The sequence below is a fragment of the Amycolatopsis sp. NPDC004747 genome (genome assembly GCF_053601335.1).
Genome location: NZ_JBSGBQ010000002.1, coordinates 398,068 through 415,690, shown reverse-complemented (window position 1 = coordinate 415,690; position 17,623 = coordinate 398,068). Strand labels below are relative to the sequence as shown.

The 17,623-nt window shown below is 71.6% G+C and carries 18 protein-coding genes and 1 tRNA gene; all 19 read left to right on the top strand.

Features of this window, described 5'->3' with window-relative positions; all coding sequences use genetic code 11:
* Positions 1-12: 12 nt before the first annotated feature.
* Positions 13-1,314 carry a glycoside hydrolase family 27 protein gene (locus ACWEGE_RS04320; RefSeq protein WP_449658978.1) on the top strand — a complete coding sequence of 434 codons (1,302 nt, stop codon included), beginning with the start codon at positions 13-15 and terminating at the stop codon, positions 1,312-1,314.
* A gap of 166 nt (positions 1,315-1,480) precedes the next feature.
* Positions 1,481-2,290, top strand: coding sequence for a CoA transferase subunit A (locus ACWEGE_RS04315; RefSeq protein ID WP_449658977.1), 810 nt, complete (start codon positions 1,481-1,483; stop codon positions 2,288-2,290).
* On the top strand, positions 2,287-3,045 hold the full coding sequence (locus ACWEGE_RS04310) for a CoA-transferase subunit beta (protein WP_449658976.1): 759 nt from the start codon (positions 2,287-2,289) through the stop codon (positions 3,043-3,045). Before ACWEGE_RS04315 ends, ACWEGE_RS04310 begins: the two co-directional genes overlap by 4 nt.
* The gene (locus ACWEGE_RS04305; RefSeq protein ID WP_449658975.1) at positions 3,042-3,182 is read left to right on the top strand and encodes a hypothetical protein; all 141 of its coding nucleotides are present in this window, start codon (positions 3,042-3,044) and stop codon (positions 3,180-3,182) included. Before ACWEGE_RS04310 ends, ACWEGE_RS04305 begins: the two co-directional genes overlap by 4 nt.
* Positions 3,179-4,360, top strand: a complete 1,182-nt coding sequence (locus ACWEGE_RS04300) for a thiolase family protein (RefSeq protein WP_449658974.1) — start codon at positions 3,179-3,181, stop codon at positions 4,358-4,360. The genes ACWEGE_RS04305 and ACWEGE_RS04300 overlap by 4 nt, the downstream gene beginning before the upstream one ends.
* Before the next feature lie 12 nt (positions 4,361-4,372).
* Complete coding sequence (gene pcaH / locus ACWEGE_RS04295; protein WP_449658973.1) at positions 4,373-5,110, top strand: protocatechuate 3,4-dioxygenase subunit beta; 738 nt, start codon at positions 4,373-4,375, stop codon at positions 5,108-5,110.
* On the top strand, positions 5,107-5,661 hold the full coding sequence (gene pcaG, locus ACWEGE_RS04290; protein WP_449658972.1) for a protocatechuate 3,4-dioxygenase subunit alpha: 555 nt from the start codon (positions 5,107-5,109) through the stop codon (positions 5,659-5,661). Before pcaH ends, pcaG begins: the two co-directional genes overlap by 4 nt.
* A complete protein-coding gene (gene pcaD, locus ACWEGE_RS04285; RefSeq protein ID WP_449658971.1) occupies positions 5,658-6,434 on the top strand; it encodes a 3-oxoadipate enol-lactonase in 777 nt (258 codons plus the stop codon). Before pcaG ends, pcaD begins: the two co-directional genes overlap by 4 nt.
* Positions 6,431-6,832 (top strand): 4-carboxymuconolactone decarboxylase, encoded by a 402-nt coding sequence (gene pcaC / locus ACWEGE_RS04280; protein ID WP_449658970.1) that lies wholly within the window; start codon positions 6,431-6,433, stop codon positions 6,830-6,832. The genes pcaD and pcaC overlap by 4 nt, the downstream gene beginning before the upstream one ends.
* A 10-nt stretch (positions 6,833-6,842) precedes the next feature.
* Positions 6,843-7,676 carry an IclR family transcriptional regulator domain-containing protein gene (locus ACWEGE_RS04275; protein WP_449658969.1) on the top strand — a complete coding sequence of 278 codons (834 nt, stop codon included), beginning with the start codon at positions 6,843-6,845 and terminating at the stop codon, positions 7,674-7,676.
* Positions 7,669-8,250: a nucleotidyltransferase family protein gene (locus tag ACWEGE_RS04270; RefSeq protein WP_449658968.1), complete on the top strand. Its 582-nt coding sequence runs from the start codon at positions 7,669-7,671 to the stop codon at positions 8,248-8,250. The genes ACWEGE_RS04275 and ACWEGE_RS04270 overlap by 8 nt, the downstream gene beginning before the upstream one ends.
* A gap of 18 nt (positions 8,251-8,268) precedes the next feature.
* Positions 8,269-9,138 (top strand): AAA family ATPase, encoded by an 870-nt coding sequence (locus ACWEGE_RS04265; RefSeq protein ID WP_449658967.1) that lies wholly within the window; start codon positions 8,269-8,271, stop codon positions 9,136-9,138.
* A gap of 22 nt (positions 9,139-9,160) precedes the next feature.
* On the top strand, positions 9,161-10,957 hold the full coding sequence (locus tag ACWEGE_RS04260) for a hypothetical protein (protein ID WP_449658966.1): 1,797 nt from the start codon (positions 9,161-9,163) through the stop codon (positions 10,955-10,957).
* A gap of 307 nt (positions 10,958-11,264) precedes the next feature.
* Positions 11,265-11,338, top strand: a tRNA-Arg gene (locus ACWEGE_RS04255).
* Between the two features lie 39 nt (positions 11,339-11,377).
* A complete protein-coding gene (locus ACWEGE_RS04250; RefSeq protein ID WP_449658965.1) occupies positions 11,378-12,490 on the top strand; it encodes a vWA domain-containing protein in 1,113 nt (370 codons plus the stop codon).
* The gene (locus ACWEGE_RS04245) at positions 12,483-13,595 is read left to right on the top strand and encodes an XdhC family protein (protein ID WP_449658964.1); all 1,113 of its coding nucleotides are present in this window, start codon (positions 12,483-12,485) and stop codon (positions 13,593-13,595) included. Before ACWEGE_RS04250 ends, ACWEGE_RS04245 begins: the two co-directional genes overlap by 8 nt.
* 204 nt (positions 13,596-13,799) lie before the next feature.
* Positions 13,800-14,324: a (2Fe-2S)-binding protein gene (locus ACWEGE_RS04240; RefSeq protein WP_091306596.1), complete on the top strand. Its 525-nt coding sequence runs from the start codon at positions 13,800-13,802 to the stop codon at positions 14,322-14,324.
* Positions 14,324-16,765, top strand: coding sequence for a xanthine dehydrogenase family protein molybdopterin-binding subunit (locus tag ACWEGE_RS04235; protein WP_449658963.1), 2,442 nt, complete (start codon positions 14,324-14,326; stop codon positions 16,763-16,765). Before ACWEGE_RS04240 ends, ACWEGE_RS04235 begins: the two co-directional genes overlap by 1 nt.
* Positions 16,762-17,616: an FAD binding domain-containing protein gene (locus ACWEGE_RS04230; protein ID WP_449658962.1), complete on the top strand. Its 855-nt coding sequence runs from the start codon at positions 16,762-16,764 to the stop codon at positions 17,614-17,616. Before ACWEGE_RS04235 ends, ACWEGE_RS04230 begins: the two co-directional genes overlap by 4 nt.
* Positions 17,617-17,623: the final 7 nt, after the last annotated feature.

Below are 17,623 nucleotides of genomic sequence, written 5' to 3'. Positions count from 1 at the left end.
GAGGAGTGTTCGATGAAGCGCCTCCTTTCCGTTTTCCTCGCCGTGCTCGGGCTTTTCTCCGTGGTGGTCCCCCCGGCCGACGCGCGGACGCCGTTCGCCGAGCCGTTCATGGGCTGGAGCAGCTGGAGCCTGGAGTCGTCGACCCGCGCGGGTTACGGCACTTCGTGGCTGAACGAGTCGCACATCCGCGACGCGGCTTCGGCCATGGCGTCGAAGCTGAAGCCGGCCGGCTACACCTACGTCAACATCGACTCGGGCTGGAACGCTTCGCAGGCCTGGGTGTTCCACACCGACGTCAACGGCATCCCCGACCCCGATCCGACGCGGTTCCCCTCCGGGATCCCGGCGCTGGCCGCCTCCGTGCATTCGCTCGGGCTCAAGCTCGGCCTGTACGCCGTGACCGGGCTCGAGAAGGAGGTCTACGACAAGAACGCGCCGATCCTCGGGACGTCGTGCCACGCGCAGGACATCGCGTACCGGCCGCTGACGCCCTCGAACGGCTGGGGCGGCAACTGGAAGGTCGACTTCACCAACCCGTGCGCGCAGAAGTACTACGACTCGATCGTGGCCCGGTTCGCGTCCTGGGGCGTCGACTTCGTCAAGGTCGACGGGACCACCGCGGACAACGTCGCCGACATCGCGGCCTGGTCCAGGGCGATCGACCACTCGCGGCGGCCGATGTGGCTGACGGCGAGCGCGTGGCCGGTGCCGCGGTCCATCGGCTCTTCCCTGGCGCCGTACGCGAACGGCGTGCGCGTCGACACCGATGTCGAGTGCTACTGCGAGACGGTGTCCACCTGGGACAGTTCGGTGAAGGCGCGGTGGGCGGACCTGCCCGCCTGGCTGGGCGTGTTCGGGCCGCAGTACCGGCCGGACCTGGACTCGATGCCGATCAGCAACAACACGGGGTCCGGCATCCAGGACGGGATCTCCGACGTCGAGCGGCAGAGCGTGATGACGTTCTGGTCCATGGCTTCTTCGCCGCTGTACGTCGGCGGGGACATCTACTTCCTGGACGCCTCCGCGGTGTCGATCCTGACGAACCCCGAGGTCATCGCGGTCGACCACGCCGGTTCCTATCCGACGCGGGTGGCCGGTGGCGAGCACCAGGTGTGGACCAAGCGTGCTCCGGACGGCCGGACGTACGCCGCCGTCTACAACCTGGGTGCGACGCCGGCGGACATCACGGTGGACTTTCCCGGGGCGCGGCCGGTGCGTGACCTGGTCGCGCGCACGGACCTCGGGCGGTTCCGGGGTTCGTGGACGGCCACCGCGGTGCCACCGCACGGCTCGCGGCTGGTCCGGATCGGCTGACGTTCTTCCCGAAGGGGGCTTTTTCCGCCTGAGCGGGCGGGAAAAGTCCCCTTCGACGTGCGTACGTCATCCATTGGGTGGAAGACACCTGGTCGGGCCGCCGGTCACCGTGCTATGTTCGGTTGCAGAACGAGTGTGCGTGATGCGAACGGATTCGGAGCGTGGGATGGCGGAGCTGCTGTCACTGGAGGAGGCCGTGGCCCGGCTGGTGCGCGACGGCGACACCGTCGCGCTCGAAGGGTTCACGCACCTCATCCCGGTCGCGGCCGGGCAGGAGATCATCCGGCAGCGCAAGCGTGACCTCACGCTGGTGCGGATGACCCCGGACATCGTCTACGACCAGCTGATCGGCGCCGGCTGCGCGCGGAAGCTGATCTTCTCGTGGGGCGGCAACCCGGGTGTCGGCTCGCTGCACCGGTTCCGCGACGCCGTCCAGCACGACTGGCCGGTACCACTGGAGATCGAGGAACACAGCCACGCGGGCATGGCGAACCGGTACGTGGCCGGCGCGTCCGGCCTGCCGTTCGCGGTGCTGCGCGGCTACACGGGCACCGACCTCCCGGCGCAGACGGCCACGATCAAGCCGATCACGTGCCCGTTCACCGGCGAGAAGCTGACGGCGGTCCCGGCGCTGAACCCGGACGTCGCGATCATCCACGCGCAGCGCGCCGACCGCGACGGCAACGTGCAGATGTGGGGCATCACGGGTGTCCAGAAGGAAGCGGTCCTGGCGGCGAAGCGCTCGATCGTGACGGTCGAGGAGATCGTCGACGAGCTGGAGCCCCGCCCGGGCGCGGTGGTCCTCCCGGCGTGGGTGGTCACGGCGGTGGCCGAGGTGCCGGGCGGCGCGAAGCCGTCGTACGCGGCGGGGTACTACGAGCGGGACAACGGGGCGTACCAGGCGTGGGACAAGGTCGGGCGCGATCGCGAAGAGTTCACGAAGTGGCTGAACGAGCTGACCGGGGTGAAGGCATGAGCGCGGAGTACTCCGCCGACGAAATGATGAGTGTCGCGGCGGCCCGTGCCCTCGGCGACGGCATGTCCTGCTTCGTCGGCATCGGCCTCCCGAGCAAGGCGGCGAACCTCGCCCGCCGGGCGCACGCGCCGAACCTGACGTTGATCTACGAATCCGGCTGCCTGGGCGCCAAGCCGTCCCGCCTGCCCCTGTCCATCGGCGACGGCGAGCTGGCCGACACGGCGGACGCGGTGATCAGCGTCCCGGAGGTGTTCAACTACTGGCTCCAGCCGGGCCGCATCGACGTCGGTTTCCTGGGCGCGGCCCAGCTGGACAAGTTCGGCAACATCAACACGACGGTGATCGGCTCGGACTACCGAGACCCGAAGGTGCGCCTCCCGGGCGCGGGTGGCGCCCCGGAGATCGCGGCCTCCTGCGGCGAGGTGTTCATCGTCCTGCGTCAGAACCCCCGGGCCTTCGTGGAGAAGGTGGACTTCGTGACATCGTTCGGCCACGGAACCGGCAAGGGCGACCGAGAGCGCCTGGGCCTCCCGGGCCGCGGGCCGACGCTGGTGGTCACCGACCTGGGCCTCCTCCGCCCCGACCCGGAGACGGCGGAGCTCACCCTGACCGAGCTCCACCCGGGCGTGGAGCTGGACCAGGTCATCGCGGCCACGGGCTGGAAACTGAAGGTGGCGGCCGACCTGAAGACCACCCCGGCGCCGACCGAGCAGGAGCTGACGGTCCTCCGAGACCTGGAGAAGGCCAGCACATGACCACCCCCGGCGGGCGGCTGCCGTGGCAGGGTGAGCCGATGACCACCAGCGGCCCGCGGCCCTCGTCACGAGCGATCCCCGCCGCGCCGAACCTCCTCCTCCCGACCACCCCGCCGACCCGGAAGGCGAGCGCATGACCGACGTCTACATCCTCGACGCGATCCGCACCCCGTTCGGCCGCTACGGCGGCGCGCTCGCCGGCGTCCGTCCCGACGACCTCGCCGCCGGCGTCCTCAAAGCACTCCAGCAGCGCAACGACCTCGACCCATCCACAGTGGACGAAGTCACCCTCGGCGACGCGAACGGCGCCGGCGAGGACAACCGCAACGTCGCCCGCATGGCCGCCCTCCTCGCCGGCTGGCCGACCACCGTCCCGGGCAGCACCGTCAACCGCCTCTGCGGCTCCGGCCTCGACGCGGCCATCCAGGCCAGCCGCGCGATCCAGACCGGCGACGCCTCCCTCGTCGTCGCCGGCGGTGTCGAGTCCATGACCCGCTCACCCCTGGTTATGCCGAAGCCGGAGAAGGCGTTCCCCGCCGGCAACCAGACCCTCTACAACACCGCCCTCGGCTGGCGCATGGTCAACCCGAACATGCCCGCCCAGTGGACGATCTCCCTCGGCGAGTCCACCGAGCAGCTCGCCGAGCGCTACGGCATCGGCCGCGACGAGCAGGACGCCTTCGCCGCCCGCAGCCACGTCAACGCCGCCAAGGCGTGGGACGAGGGCTTCTACGACGACCTGGTCGTCCCGGTCGAGGGCGTCGACCTGACCCGCGACGAAGGCATCCGCCCGGACTCCAGCCCCGAGAAGCTCGCCAAGCTGAAGCCGGTGTTCCGCAAGGAAAACGGCACCGTCACGGCCGGCAACGCCTCCCCGCTGAACGACGGCGCCTCGGCCCTCCTCCTCGGCGACGAAGCGGCCGCGAAAAACCTGAACAAGGCCCCGCTTGCCCGCATCGCCGGCCGCGGCGCGGCGGGTGTCGACCCGGACGTCTTCGGCATCGGCCCGGTACGCGCCGCGGAGATCGCCCTCGAACGCGCCGGTATCGGCTGGGACGACCTGGCCGCGGTCGAGCTCAACGAGGCCTTCGCCGCGCAGTCGCTGGCCTGCCTGCGCGACTGGAAGGACCTCGACCCGGAGATCGTCAACACCCACGGCGGCGCGATCGCCATCGGGCACCCGCTCGGCGCGTCCGGCGGCCGGATCCTCGGCACCCTGGCGCACGACCTGCACCGCCGCGGCGGGGGCTGGGGCCTGGCCGCCATCTGCATCGGCGTCGGCCAGGGCCTGGCCGTCGTCCTCGAAGGCCGGTAAAGGAGAACAGCAATGGCCACTCCGACCGAATTCAGGCTGCCGCGCTATGGGGAAGACCCCGAAGGCACCCACCCGCCCCTCGACTCCGCCGGCTACCGCTCCACCGCGCTGCGGCACCCGAAGCAGGACCTCGTCCTGCTCCCGCAGATGCTGACCGAGGTCACCGGCCCGCTGCTCGGCCCCGGCCGCCTCGGCGAGCACGACAACGACCTCACCCGGCAGCACGCCGGCGAACCGCAGGGGCAGCGCATCATCGTCACCGGGCGGCTCCTCGACGGCGATGGCCGTCCGGTGCGCGATTCGCTCGTCGAGATCTGGCAGGCGAACGCGGGCGGCCGCTACCGGCACACCGGCGACCGCTGGCCGTCCCCGCTCGACCCGAACTTCGACGGCGTCGGCCGCACTCTGACCGACAGCGACGGCCGCTACACCTTCACCACCATCAAGCCGGGTGCGTACCCGTGGAAGAACCACGACAACGCCTGGCGCCCGGCGCACATCCACTTCTCGGTGTTCGGCTCGGCGTTCACCCAGCGGCTGGTCACCCAGATGTACTTCCCGGACGACCCGCTGTTCTCCCAGGACCCGATCTTCAACTCGATCCCGGACGAGAAGGCCCGGCAGCGGATGGTCTCGCGCTACGACCACGACATCACGCAGGCCGAGTGGGCGCTGGGGTTCCAGTTCGACATCGTGCTGCGCGGGCGCGACGCGTCGGTGTTCGAAGAGGAAGAGGACGAGGACGAATGACCAAGCTGCTGCCCACCCCTTCGCAGACCGTCGGCCCGTACCTCTCGATCGGGCTGCCCTGGCCCGACGGACCGTACGTCGTGCCCGAGGGCACGCCGGGCGCGTTCTGGATCCGCGGGACCGTCCGCGACGGCAACGGCGACCCGGTCCCGGACGCCATGATCGAGACCTGGCAGGCCGACACCGAGGGCGGCTTCCGCCACCCGGACGACCCGCGCGGCGCGGCGAACGGCGAGTTCCGCGGCTTCGGCCGCTGCCCGACGGAGACCGACGGCACGTACGGCATCCTCACCCTGCTCCCGGGCGTGGTCCCCGGCGAGGGCGGCGCCGTGCAGGCCCGGCACATCGACGTCTCGGTGTTCGCGCGCGGCCTGCTGAACCGGGTCGTCACGCGGATCTACTTCGAGGATCAGGACAACACGGCCGACCCGGTGCTGGCGACGGTCCCGGAGGAGCGGCGCGGCACGTTGATCGCGGCGAAGACCGAGGACGGCTACCGCTTCGACGTCCGGCTGCAGGGCGACGGCGAGACCGTCTTCTTCCGGGTGTGAATGCCGTGAAACCGCACTGGGTCTCAGATGGTCCCGAGGACGGGCCGGTGGTCGTGTTCGGCGGATCCCTCGGCAGCGACCTGCGGATGTGGGAGCCCCAGGTCGCGCCGCTGGCCGAACGCGGGTTCCGGGTGGTCCGGTACGACACGCGCGGGCACGGCGCGTCGCCGGTCCCGCCGGGGCCCTACGAGCTCGAAGACCTGGGTGCCGACGTCCTGGAGCTGCTCGACGAGCTCGGCGCCGAGCGGGTGCACCACGTGGGCCTGTCGCTCGGCGGCATGACCGGGATGTGGCTGGGCATCCACGCACCGGAGCGGATCGCGAGCCTGGTGCTGTGCTGCACGTCCGCGAAGCTCGGCCCGCCGTCGATGTGGGCGGAGCGGGCCCGCACGGTCCGCGCCGAAGGCACCGCCGCGGTGGCCGAGGCGGGGGTGACCCGCTGGCTGACGCCGGGGTACCGCGAACGCCACCCGGACCGGGCCGAGTTCCTCCGCGCGATGATCGCGGCGGTCCCGGCCGAGGGCTACGCGGCCTGCTGCGGCGCCATCGAGCGGATGGACCTGCTGGCGCTGCTCCCGAAGATCACCGCGCCCACGTTGGTCGTCGCGGGCGCGGAAGACCCGGCGACGTCGCCGGCCGAGCACGCGCGGCCGATCGCCGAGGGCATCCCCGGCGCGCGGCTGGAGGTCGTGGCGGACGCCGCGCACCTGGGCAGTTACGAGCAGCCGGGGGAGTTCACCCGGCTGATCCTGGACCACTTGGAGCGAGGGTGACGGACCGTCACGAGCAGGGCATGAAGGTGCGGCGCGAGGTGCTCGGCGACGAGCACGTGGACCGCGCGGTCGCGAGCACCACGGACTTCAGCCGCCCGTTCCAGGACTACATCACCGAGGGCGCGTGGGGTTCGGTGTGGGCCCGCGACGGCCTGGACCGCCGCACCCGCAGCTGCGTGACGCTGGCGGCGCTCACCGCGCTGCACGCGCACAACGAGCTGGCGATGCACGTCCGGGCGGCGGTCCGCAACGGGCTGACGGCGGCGGAGATCGGCGAGGTCCTGCTGCACACGGCGGTCTACGCCGGTGCCCCGGCGGCGAACGCCGCGTTCGCCATCGCCCAGCGCACCCTGGCCGAGCTCGGTGAGCCGAGCGCCCTGCCCGCCGACGCCGGATAGGGTGCCGGGCATGGACGTGACGAGGCCGCCGATCGACGTCCGGCTGGACGGCGAACCGGCGCACCGCGGTGCCCACCACGTGCAGTCGCTGGAGCGCGGGCTGGCCGTGATCAAGGCGTTCCACGCGGGCGCGTCCGAGCTGACGTTGAGCGACGTGGCCCGCGCGACGGGCCTCACCCGCGCGGCGGCGAGGAGGTTCCTCCTGACCCTGGCCGACCTGGGCTACGTCCGCACCGACGGCAAGTACTTCTCGCTGACGGCCCGGGTGCTGGAGCTGGGCTACGCGTACCTGTCGAGCATGACGCTGCCGGAGGTCGCCCAGCCGCACCTGGAGCACCTGTCGGCGAGCGTGCACGAGTCGAGCTCGGTCTCGGTGCTGGAGGGCACCGACATCGTGTACGTGGCGCGGGTGGCGGTGTCCCGGATCATGACGGTGAGCATCAACGTGGGCACCCGCTTCCCGGCGTACGCGACCTCGATGGGCCACGTCCTCCTGGCGGGCCTCACCGACGCGGACCTCGAGGCGTACTTTCGGGTGGCGAGGCTGGACCGCTTGACCGACCACACGGTGACGGCCCCCGCCCACCTGCGCACGGAGCTGGCCAAGGTGGCCGGCCAGGGCTGGGCGATGGTGGACCAGGAGCTGGAGGAAGGCCTCCGATCGGTGGCCGCCCCGATCCGCGACCGCACGGGCCGCGTGGTGGCGGCGGTCAACCTGTCGACCCACGCAAGCCGCACGACGGCGGAGTCGGTGCGGAAGGACCTCGTACCCCCGCTGCTGGAGACGGCCCGCGCCATCGAGGCGGACCTGGCGGTCGGCGCCCCGCAGAGTGCCCGTGGCTGAGCTGCCCGTTGCCGGGCTCCTTCTCGCCGCCGGGGCCGGGCGTCGCTTCGGCGGCCCGAAAGCCCTCGCCCAGGTCGACGGGGAACCGCTCGTCCTCCGTGCCCTCCGCACCCTCGCCGCCGCCGGGTGTGCGCCGGTGGTGGTCGTTGTCGGGGCCGCCGCGGAGCAGGTCCGCGCCCTGCTGCCCGATTCCGCCCAAGCCGTCCTCGCCGAAGACTGGGCCACCGGCATGGGCGCCTCCCTGCGCGCGGGCCTCGGCTCCCTCGGCGGAACCGACCGGGCCGCCGCGCTCGTCCACCTCGTCGACCTCCCGTGGGTCGGCGCCGACATCCTCACCCGCGTCACCGCGCACGCCGGGCCCGAAACCGTCGCCCGCGCGGCCTACGACGGCGTCCCCGGCCACCCCGTGCTGCTCGGCCGCCGCTGGTGGGGCGAGGTCGCGGAAAGCGCCCGGGGCGACCGCGGCGCCCGGGACTGGCTCGCCACCCGCGAGGACCTCACCCTCGTCGAGTGCGGTGACCTCGGCAGCGGCCGGGACGTCGACCGCCCCGGTGATCTGGCGGGCCCGGCCTGAGCACCTACGATCGACAGCGTGACGGACTCGCCCGAAGAACTCGCCGCCGCGCTCGAAGCGACCGGCTACCTCGCCGATGACGGGCTCGCGACCGCCGGCTTCCTCGCCCTGCGGATGGGGCGCCCGCTCTTCTGCGAAGGCGAGCCCGGTACGGGCAAGACGTCCCTCGCCCTGGCCCTGGCCACCGCGCTGGAGCGGCCGCTCGTCCGCCTCCAGTGCCACGAAGGCATCGACGCCGCCCAGGCCCTCTACGAATGGGACTTCCCGCGCCAGCTGCTGCACCTGCGCGCGCTCGAGGCGGCCGGCGACGGGCACCTCGACGTCGAGGCCGCGGAGCGGTCGCTCTACACCGAGCGCTTCCTGCTGGCCCGGCCCCTGCTGCAGGCCCTGATCAGCGCCCCGTGCGTCCTGCTGATCGACGAAATCGACCGCGCCGACGACGAGTTCGAAGCCTTCCTGCTGCAGCTGCTCGACGAGCACGCCGTGACCATCCCCGAGTACGGCGAAGTCCGCGCCGAGCACCCGCCGTTGGTGGTCCTCACGTCCAACCGGACCCGCGAGGTGCACGACGCCCTCAAACGCCGCTGCCTGTACCACTGGCTCGAACACCCGGACCTGGTGCGGGAGGTGGAGATCCTGCGCCGTAGGATCCCGCGGGTAAGTGCAGCTCTGGCTCGGCAAATCGCTGAAGCGGTGCATCGGCTCCGTGAAATGGACTTGCTGAAACCACCGGGAGTGGCGGAGTCGCTCGACTGGGCGCGGGCTCTCCTGACCCTTCAGCGTGACGAGCTCGATGCGGCAACGGCGGCGCGAACACTCGGGGCCGTCCTGAAATACAGCGAAGACCTCGACCGGGTCAGGGCCAAACTCGACGCCTTGTTCGCCTGATCGCCCGGTCGGGGGGCCGGTTGTGGTCGAAGCGAGGGAGAACCTGCGGATGAGCGTGGCGGAGACGACGGGAACGAGGCCGCCGTCCGAGACCGAGCCGGATCGGCCGGGGCCGCCCGGGCCGGCGACCGCGCGGCGGGAGTGGCGGGGGAAACTCGCCGCGGTGGCCGCGGTGCTGGGCGGCACCGCGCTGATCGCCGTGCACGCCGCCCTCTACGGCCACTGGCTGATCGACGACTCGGCCATCACGTTCGCCTACTCGCGCAACCTGGCCGACGGCTACGGGCCGGTGCTCCAGCCCGGTGCCGCGCCGGTCGAGGGGTACTCCAACCCGACCTGGATGGTCCTGATCGCCCTCGGCAAGCTCGTCGGCCTCTTCGACCACGGCACGCTCTTCGGCGTCAACGACCAGATCCTCTTCCCGAAGGCGCTCGCGCTGCTCTGCTGCGCCGCCATCCTCGTGCTGTTCTACTTCGGAGCGAAGGTGCTCAGCCGCCGGCCGGCGCTGATCACCTTCGCCGCCGGGGCCGCGCTCGCCGCGATCCCGTCGTTCGTCATCTGGTGCTTCTCCGGGCTGGAGAACTCCTTCTACGCGCTCAGCGTCGCCGCGCTCGCGGTGGTGATCGTCCGCGCGGTCCACCGCGGCCGGTTCCTCGACACCCAGGTCGCCGTCGGCACCGGGCTGATCGCCGTGCTCGCCGCGCTGACCCGGCCCGACGGGATCATCTACGCCGGCGCGTACCCGATCGCCGTGCTGCTGTTCCTCAAGCGGGACCTGCTCGGCCGCAGCGTCCGCGCGGTCGTCCTCTCGGTCGCCGCCTTCGCCGTCCCGTACGGCGCCTACCTCGTCTTCCGGTGGTTCGAGTTCGGCCGCCTGGTCCCGAACACCGCCGTCGCGAAGGGACAGGAGCCGCCGACGCTCGAGGACCTCGCGCGGCCCGGCGAAATCGTCTCCTACGTGGGTTGGCTGATCGTCGCGGTCGCCGTCGCGTGCCTGGTGCTGCTGATGGTCCGGCCGTCGCGGCTGCGCACCGGGCTGGTCGCCCTGATGGTGCCGTTCGGGCTCACCGTGGCCGCCTACATCGTGCTCGAGTTCGACTGGATGGGGCAGCTGCGGTTCGCCACGCCGGTCTGGACGCTCGGCGCGTTCGGCGGCGCGATCGTGGTCGTCGAGGCACTGGCCGCGGCCCGCCTGCGCGGCCGGATCGTGCTCGCCTGCCTGCTCGTGGTGGCGCTGGTCAGCTCGGTGAGCGGGCTCTACGACCAGGGCACGTCCTACCGCGCGAACGTCAAGACGGCGTTCTGCATCGTGGCCGAGCGCGACGCCCGGACCATCAACGGCCTCGCCGACATCCTGAAGCTGCCCGACTCGGCCCAGGTCGGCCTGATCGACCTCGGCGGGACGTCGCTGGGCAGCCGCCTGCGGGTGCTCGACCTGGCCGGCCTTGGCTCCAAGCAGGTCGCCGACTACCTGCACGAGTCCGATGTGACGGGGGTCCGCAACTACGTCTTCGACCAGGCCAAGCCTGAGCTGGTCACGTTCATCGGCTCGTGGATCACCACGCTGGGCTTCGACCAGGACCCGCGGTTCGAGCGCGAATACGCGACGATCTTCGTCAACCCGCCGATCGGGAACCTGACCGTCGATTCGCGCAACTGGGTCAGCTACCACGTCCGGCGCGACCTGATCGACGACGCGAAGCTCGCGGAACTCAAGGCGTACACGCAGAAGACGCTGCCGCCGCTGCTGGAGCTCAACAAGACGGCGGGGCTGCGCGGCTGCGCGAACATCCAGCCCGGCTTCAAGACCACCGCCTGACCGCAGTACCCCCGGCGCCCGCCTCGACTGTCTACAAAGGACAGGCGAGGCGGGCGTTTTAATTGCGTTGCCGCTCCCGGCGGACTCGGGCATCCTTTCTCTCAGCACAGCACGCCACACCGAGAGGAGGAGATCGTGACCCGACGGCAAGCCCGGAACCTCTGCGGCGCGATCTCCCGCGTTCGCTGAAATTCCCTTTTCTTTCCGAAAGCTCTTCGCGCCCACCCGCCGCTACCTTGGGTCGGCCGCGGCGAAGAGCGCGGTCTGCGCGCCCGTCCGGGGAGGGACGTGTGCGCAGACCGCCCTTGTCCCGGTAGCTCAGCTGGACAGAGCGCGGCACTACGAATGCCGAGGTCCGAGGTTCGACTCCTCGCCGGGACGCCGACAGTGCCCATGCGAAAACAGGCGCACAATGGAGACATGACCACGGTCTCCGACCCCGTCGCGGGGTACGTCGGGTTCGCCGCGGCGTTGCGCGAAGCCGGCGTGGCGTGCGACGCGCACCGCGTGCAGGCGTACCTCACCGCCGTGGCCGAGATCGACGTCGCGGAGCCCACTCAGCTGTACTGGGCCGGGCGGCTGACGCTCTGCTCCAGCCCCGACGACCTCCCGTGCTACGAAGAGGCCTTCAGCCAGTGGTTTTCGATCGAGACGACCACCCCGCGCCGCGCGAAGGCGGCCGCCCCCAAGAAGGCCAGGATCGCCCCGCTCGCCGCGGCCGAAGGCGCGGACGGCGAGGGCGGCGAAGGCCACGACCAGCTGAAAGTCGCCGCCAGCGCCCACGAAGTCCTGCGCCACCGCGACCTCGCCGAACTCACCACCGCCGAACGCGAACACCTCCGCGAGCTGCTGGCCACGCTGAAGCCCGTGCTCCCGAAGCGCCCGGCCGCCCGGCGGACGCCGTCACGGCGCGGGCGGCTCGACCCGTCGCGCACGCTCCGCGCCATGCTCGCCCGCGGCGGCGAACCCCTCAAGCTCGTGCACGCCCGCCGCGGCCGCCGGCCCCGGCGGGTGGTGCTGCTCATCGACGTCTCCGGCTCGATGAGCCCGTACGCCGACGCCCTGCTGCGGTTCGCCCACGTCCTGACGCGGTCCGCGCCGCCGTCGGTCGAGGTGTTCACCCTCGGCACCCGGCTCACCAGGGTGTCGCGCCAGCTGCGCCAGCGCGACCCCGAACGCGCGATGCTCGCGGCGGGCTCGGCGGTGCCGGACTTCGCCGGCGGGACCCGGCTGGGGGAGACGCTCCAGGCGTTCCTCGACCGCTGGGGCCGGCGTGGCGTGGCGCGCCGCGCGGTGGTCACGGTGTTCTCCGACGGCTGGGAACGCGGCGACACCGGCCTGCTCGGCGAGCAGCTCGCGCACCTGCGCCGGCTCGCGCACGCCGTATTCTGGGTGAATCCGCACGCCGGCCGCGCGGGGTACGCGCCCGTCCAATCGGGCATTGTCGCCGCGCTGCCCCACATCGACCGGCTGCTGGCCGGGCACACCCTGGCCACATTGGAACGACTGCTCGGGGAGATTTCCGATGCGTGACGTACTGGACGACGTGTTCCGCCGCTGGTCGGCGGGAGAGACCGTGGGGCTCGGCACCGTGGTCGCCACCTTTTCCTCGGCGCCGCGCGCGCCGGGCGCCGCGATGGTGGTCGCGCCGGACGGCACCGTTGCCGGCAGCGTGTCCGGCGGCTGCGTCGAAGGCGCGGTCTACGAGCTCGCGCAGGAGGTCGTCGCCGAGCGCAAGCCGGTGCTGCAGCGCTACGGCGTCAGCGACGACGACGCCTTCGCGGTCGGCCTGACCTGCGGCGGGATCATCGACATCTACGTCGAGCACGTCGACCGCGAGTCGATGCCGGAGCTCGGCGACGTCGTCGCGTCGGTGCGCGGCGGCGAGCCGGTCGCGGTCGTCACGATCATCGAGCACGAGCGGGAGGGCCTGGTCGGCGAGCACATGATCGTCTGGCCGGACCGCACCGCGGGCTCGCTGGGCTCGTCGCGGATGGACGACGCGGTGGCCGACGACGCGCGCGGCCTGCTGGCCAGCGGCCGCACCGGCACCCTGCACTACGGCCCGGACGGGCAGCGCCGCGGCGAGGGGATGGCGGTGTTCGTCAACTCCTTCGAGCCGCCGCCCCGGCTGCTGGTCTTCGGCGCGATCGACTTCGCCGCCGCGATGGCCCGCATGGGCGCCTACCTCGGCTACCAGGTCACGGTCTGCGACGCGCGGCCGGTGTTCGCCACCACCAGCCGGTTCCCGGACGCGCACGACGTCGTCGTCGACTGGCCGCACCGGTACCTGCAGGCGGAAGCGGACGCGGGCCGCATCGACCAGCGGACGGCGATCGCGGTGCTGACCCACGACCCGAAGTTCGACGTGCCGCTGCTGGAGGTCGCGCTGCGCCTGGACGTCGGGTACGTCGGCGCGATGGGGTCCCGCAAGACCCACGACGACCGGTTCGCGCGGCTGCGCGAGGCCGGGATCACCGAGGCGGAGCTGGAAAGGCTGTCGTCGCCGATCGGTCTCGACCTCGGGGCGCGCACGCCGGAGGAGACGGCCGTGTCGATCGCCGCGGAGATCATCGCGCTGCGGTGGGGCGGCGGCGGCAAGCGGCTCGCGGAGCTCTCGGGACGCATTCACGGCTGACTCATCCACATGGCCGACAAAGTTCACCCATCCGGAACTCCGCACATACGGAGTTGCCGGCCTGCGTCGGCACGCAGCTGCGGAACAGGTAGTTGAACGTGTGACATCAGGGCTTGAAGGCGCGAAGGTCGCGTAGCACGCTCGGGGTCTGTGAGCCCGATCACCCTCGGGCAGGCCGTTCCCGAACCGGCTTTTGGAGGCCTGATGCGCATCACCGTCACCGTCGACGGGACGAAGTACACCGACGAAGTCGAACCCCGCACCCTCCTCGTGCACCACCTACGGGAAAAACTCGGGAAGGTCGGCACCGTCGTCGGCTGCGACACCAGCAACTGCGGCGCGTGCACCGTCCACCTCGACGGGCACAGCGTGAAGTCCTGCTCCGTGCTGGCCGTGCAGGCCGACGGCTGCGAGGTCACCACCGTCGAGGGCCTCGCCCGCGACGGCAAGCTGCACCCGGTGCAGCAGGCGTTCCACGACAACCACGCGCTGCAGTGCGGCTTCTGCACGCCCGGCATGATCATGCAGTCGATCGACCTGCTGGCCGACAACCCGGACCCGGACGAGCAGGCCGTCCGTGAGGGCCTCGAAGGCAACCTCTGCCGCTGCACCGGCTACCAGAACATCGTGCGCGCGGTCCGCGACGCGGCGAAGCACATGAGCCCCGGCGCCGGGCCCGAAGCCGAGCGGATCGCCGAGAACAAGCACGTCGGCGTGGGTGGTGACTGATGACCGCCACGATCGAACCGGAGGTCGGCAAGTCCCGCCGCCGCAAGGAGGACGAGCGGCTGATCACCGGCCGCACCCGCTGGACCGACAACATCACGCTGCCCGGCCTGCTGCACATGGCCGTGCTGCGCAGCCCGTTCGCACACGCCAAGATCGTCTCGATCGACACGGCCGCGGCGAAGAGCGCGCCCGGCGTCATCGCCGTCTACACCGCCGCGGACCTGGACCCGGACGGCGCGGTCGGCATGCCCTGCGCGTGGCCGATCACGCCGGACATGAAGGCGCCGCGTCGCCCGGTGCTCGCCGCCGGAACGGTCAACTTCGCCGGTGAAGGCGTCGCTGTCGTCGTCGCGCGTTCGTCCGCCGAAGCGCACGACGCGCTGGAGGAGATCGACGTCGAGTACGACGAGCTGCCGGTCGTCCTCGACATGGAAGCCGCGATCGCCGACGGCGCCCCGCTGGTCCACGAGGACCTGGGCACCAACACGAGCGCGGTCTGGAAGTTCGACTCCGCCGAGGCCGGCACCGGCGGCAACGTCGAGGACGCGATCAGCTCGTCGGAGGTCGTGCTCAAGCGCCGCTTCCGCCAGCAGCGGCTCGTCCCGGCCTTCATGGAGCCGCGCGCCTGCGTCGTCGACCCGACCGGCACCCAGATCACCATGTGGTCGGCCACGCAGATCCCGCACATCCTGCGCGTGATGTCGGCGCTGACGCTCGGCATCCCCGAGCACAAGCTGCGCGTGATCGCCCCGGACGTCGGTGGCGGCTTCGGCGGCAAGATCGGCGTCCTGCCGGAAGAGATGATGTCGCTGCTGGTCGCGCAGAAGCTCGGCAAGCCGGTCAAGTGGAACGAATCGCGGTCGGAGACGATGCTCGCCGCGCACCACGGCCGCGACCAGATCCAGGACATCACCATCTCCGCGACCCGGGACGGCCAGGTCACCGGCCTCAAGGTCGAGCTGCTGGCCAACCTCGGCGCGTACAACGGCCTGGTCGGGCCGGGCGTGCCGATCCTCGGCGCGTTCATGTTCAACGCGATCTACAAGATCCCGGCGTACCACTTCGCGTGCACCAACGTGTACACGACGACGACGCTGACCGACGCCTACCGCGGCGCCGGGCGTCCGGAAGCGACGTTCGCGATCGAGCGGATCATGGACGAGCTCGCCGTCGAGCTGGGCATGGACCCGATGGAGCTGCGCGAGAAGAACTGGATCAAGCACGAGGAGTTCCCGTTCACCACGGTGTGCGGGCTGACCTACGACTCCGGCAACTACGAAGCCGCCACCGAGAAGGCCAAGCAGCTCTTCGACTACGACGGCCTGCGCGCCGAGCAGGAGAAGCGCCGCGCGTCGAAGGACAAGGTCCAGCTCGGCATCGGCATTTCGACGTTCACCGAGATGTGCGGGCTCGCGCCGTCGCGGGTGCTCGGCTCGCTGGACTACGGCGCGGGCGGCTGGGAGTACGCCTCGATCCGGATGCTGCCCACCGGCAAGGTCGAGGTCACCACGGGCGCGTCCGCGCACGGCCAAGGCCACGAGACGGCGTGGAGCCAGATCGTCGCCGACCAGCTGGGTGTGGCGTTCGAGGACGTCGAGATCCTGCACGGCGACACGCAGTCGTCGCACAAGGGCATGGACACCTACGGGTCGCGCTCGCTGGTGGTCGGCGGGATCGCGATCGTCAAGGCCGCGGAGAAGGTCGTGGCCAAGGCCAAGCCGATCGCCGCGCACCTGCTCGAATGCGCGGAGGACGACCTCGAGTTCGCCGGCGGCAAGTTCACGGTGAAGGGCACCGACACGTCCACGACGCTGGGTGACGTCGCGCTCGCGGTGTTCGCGGCGCACAACCTGCCCGACGGGGTCGAGCCGTCGCTCGACTCGGACGCGACGTTCGACCCGGAGAACTTCTCGTTCCCGCACGGCACGCACCTGTGCGCGGCCGAAGTGGACACCGAGACGGGCCGGATCAAGCTGCGCTCGTACGTCTGCGTCGACGACGTCGGGGTCGCGGTGAACCCGCTGATCGTCGAGGGCCAGGTGCACGGCGGGCTCGCGCAGGGCATCGCGCAGGCGTTGTTCGAAGGCACCGAGCACGACGAGAGCGGCACGCTGACGACCGGCACGTTCGCCGACTACCTGCTGCCGTCGGCGGCCGACCTGCCCTCGTTCACCACGGATCGCACGGAGACGCCGTCGACGACGAACCCGCTCGGCGCCAAGGGCGTCGGCGAGGCGGGCACCATCGCGTCCACCCCGGCGGTGGTCAACGCGGTGATCGACGCGGTGCGCCACTTCGGCGTGAACGACATCGAGATGCCGCTGACCCCGATGCGGGTGTGGCACGCCATCCAGCACGGCACCACCGACGCGGGCGGCCCCGGCCGTGCCGAGGCCGGCGGCGGTCTGGGCTCCATCGACGCTTCCGGAGGTGCGCAGTGATCCCGGCTCCGTTCGACTACGTCCGCCCGTCCACGGTGGACGAAGCGGTGCAGGCGCTGGCGGCGGCGGGCGAGGACGCCAAGGTGCTGGCCGGCGGGCAGAGTCTGCTGCCGGTGCTGCGGATGCGCCTCGCGGCGCCGACGACGCTGATCGACCTCGGGCGCGTCGCCGAACTGCGCGGCGTCCGCGAGGAGGGCGCCGACCTGGTGATCGGGGCGATGACCACGCACTACGACGTCCAGCGGGACGCGTTGGTGGCTTCGCACGCGGCGCTGCTCAAGGAGGCCACGGACACGGTGGCCGACCCGCAGATCCGCCACCGCGGGACGTTGGGCGGCGCGATCGCCCACGCCGACCCGGCAGGCGACCTGCTGGCGCCGGTGCTGGCGCTGGAGGCGTCGCTGGTGGTGGCCGGACCCTCGGGGCGGCGCACGGTGCCGGCCGCGGAGTTCTTCCGCGACCTGTTCACCACCGCGCTGGCGCCGGACGAGCTGCTGGTCGAAGTCCGCATCCCCAAGCACACCGGGTGGCGGGCGCACTACGAGAAGTTCAACCGGGTCGCCCAGGCGTGGTCGATGGTCGCGGTCGCGGTCACGGTCCGCACGGAGGCGGGCGTCATCGAGGAGGCGCGGGTCGCGCTGACGAACATGGGCTCGACCCCGGTCCGGGCCTCCGGTGTCGAGGCGGCCCTGGTGGGTGTCCAGGCATCGGCGGAGGCGATCACCGCGGCGGCATCGCACGCGGCGGAGGGCACGAACCCGCCGGTCGACAGCAACGCGGACGTCGAATACCGCCGTCACCTGGCCCAGGTGCTGACGGGCCGCGCAATCGCCGCGGCGGCCGGCGCCTGAGGCACCC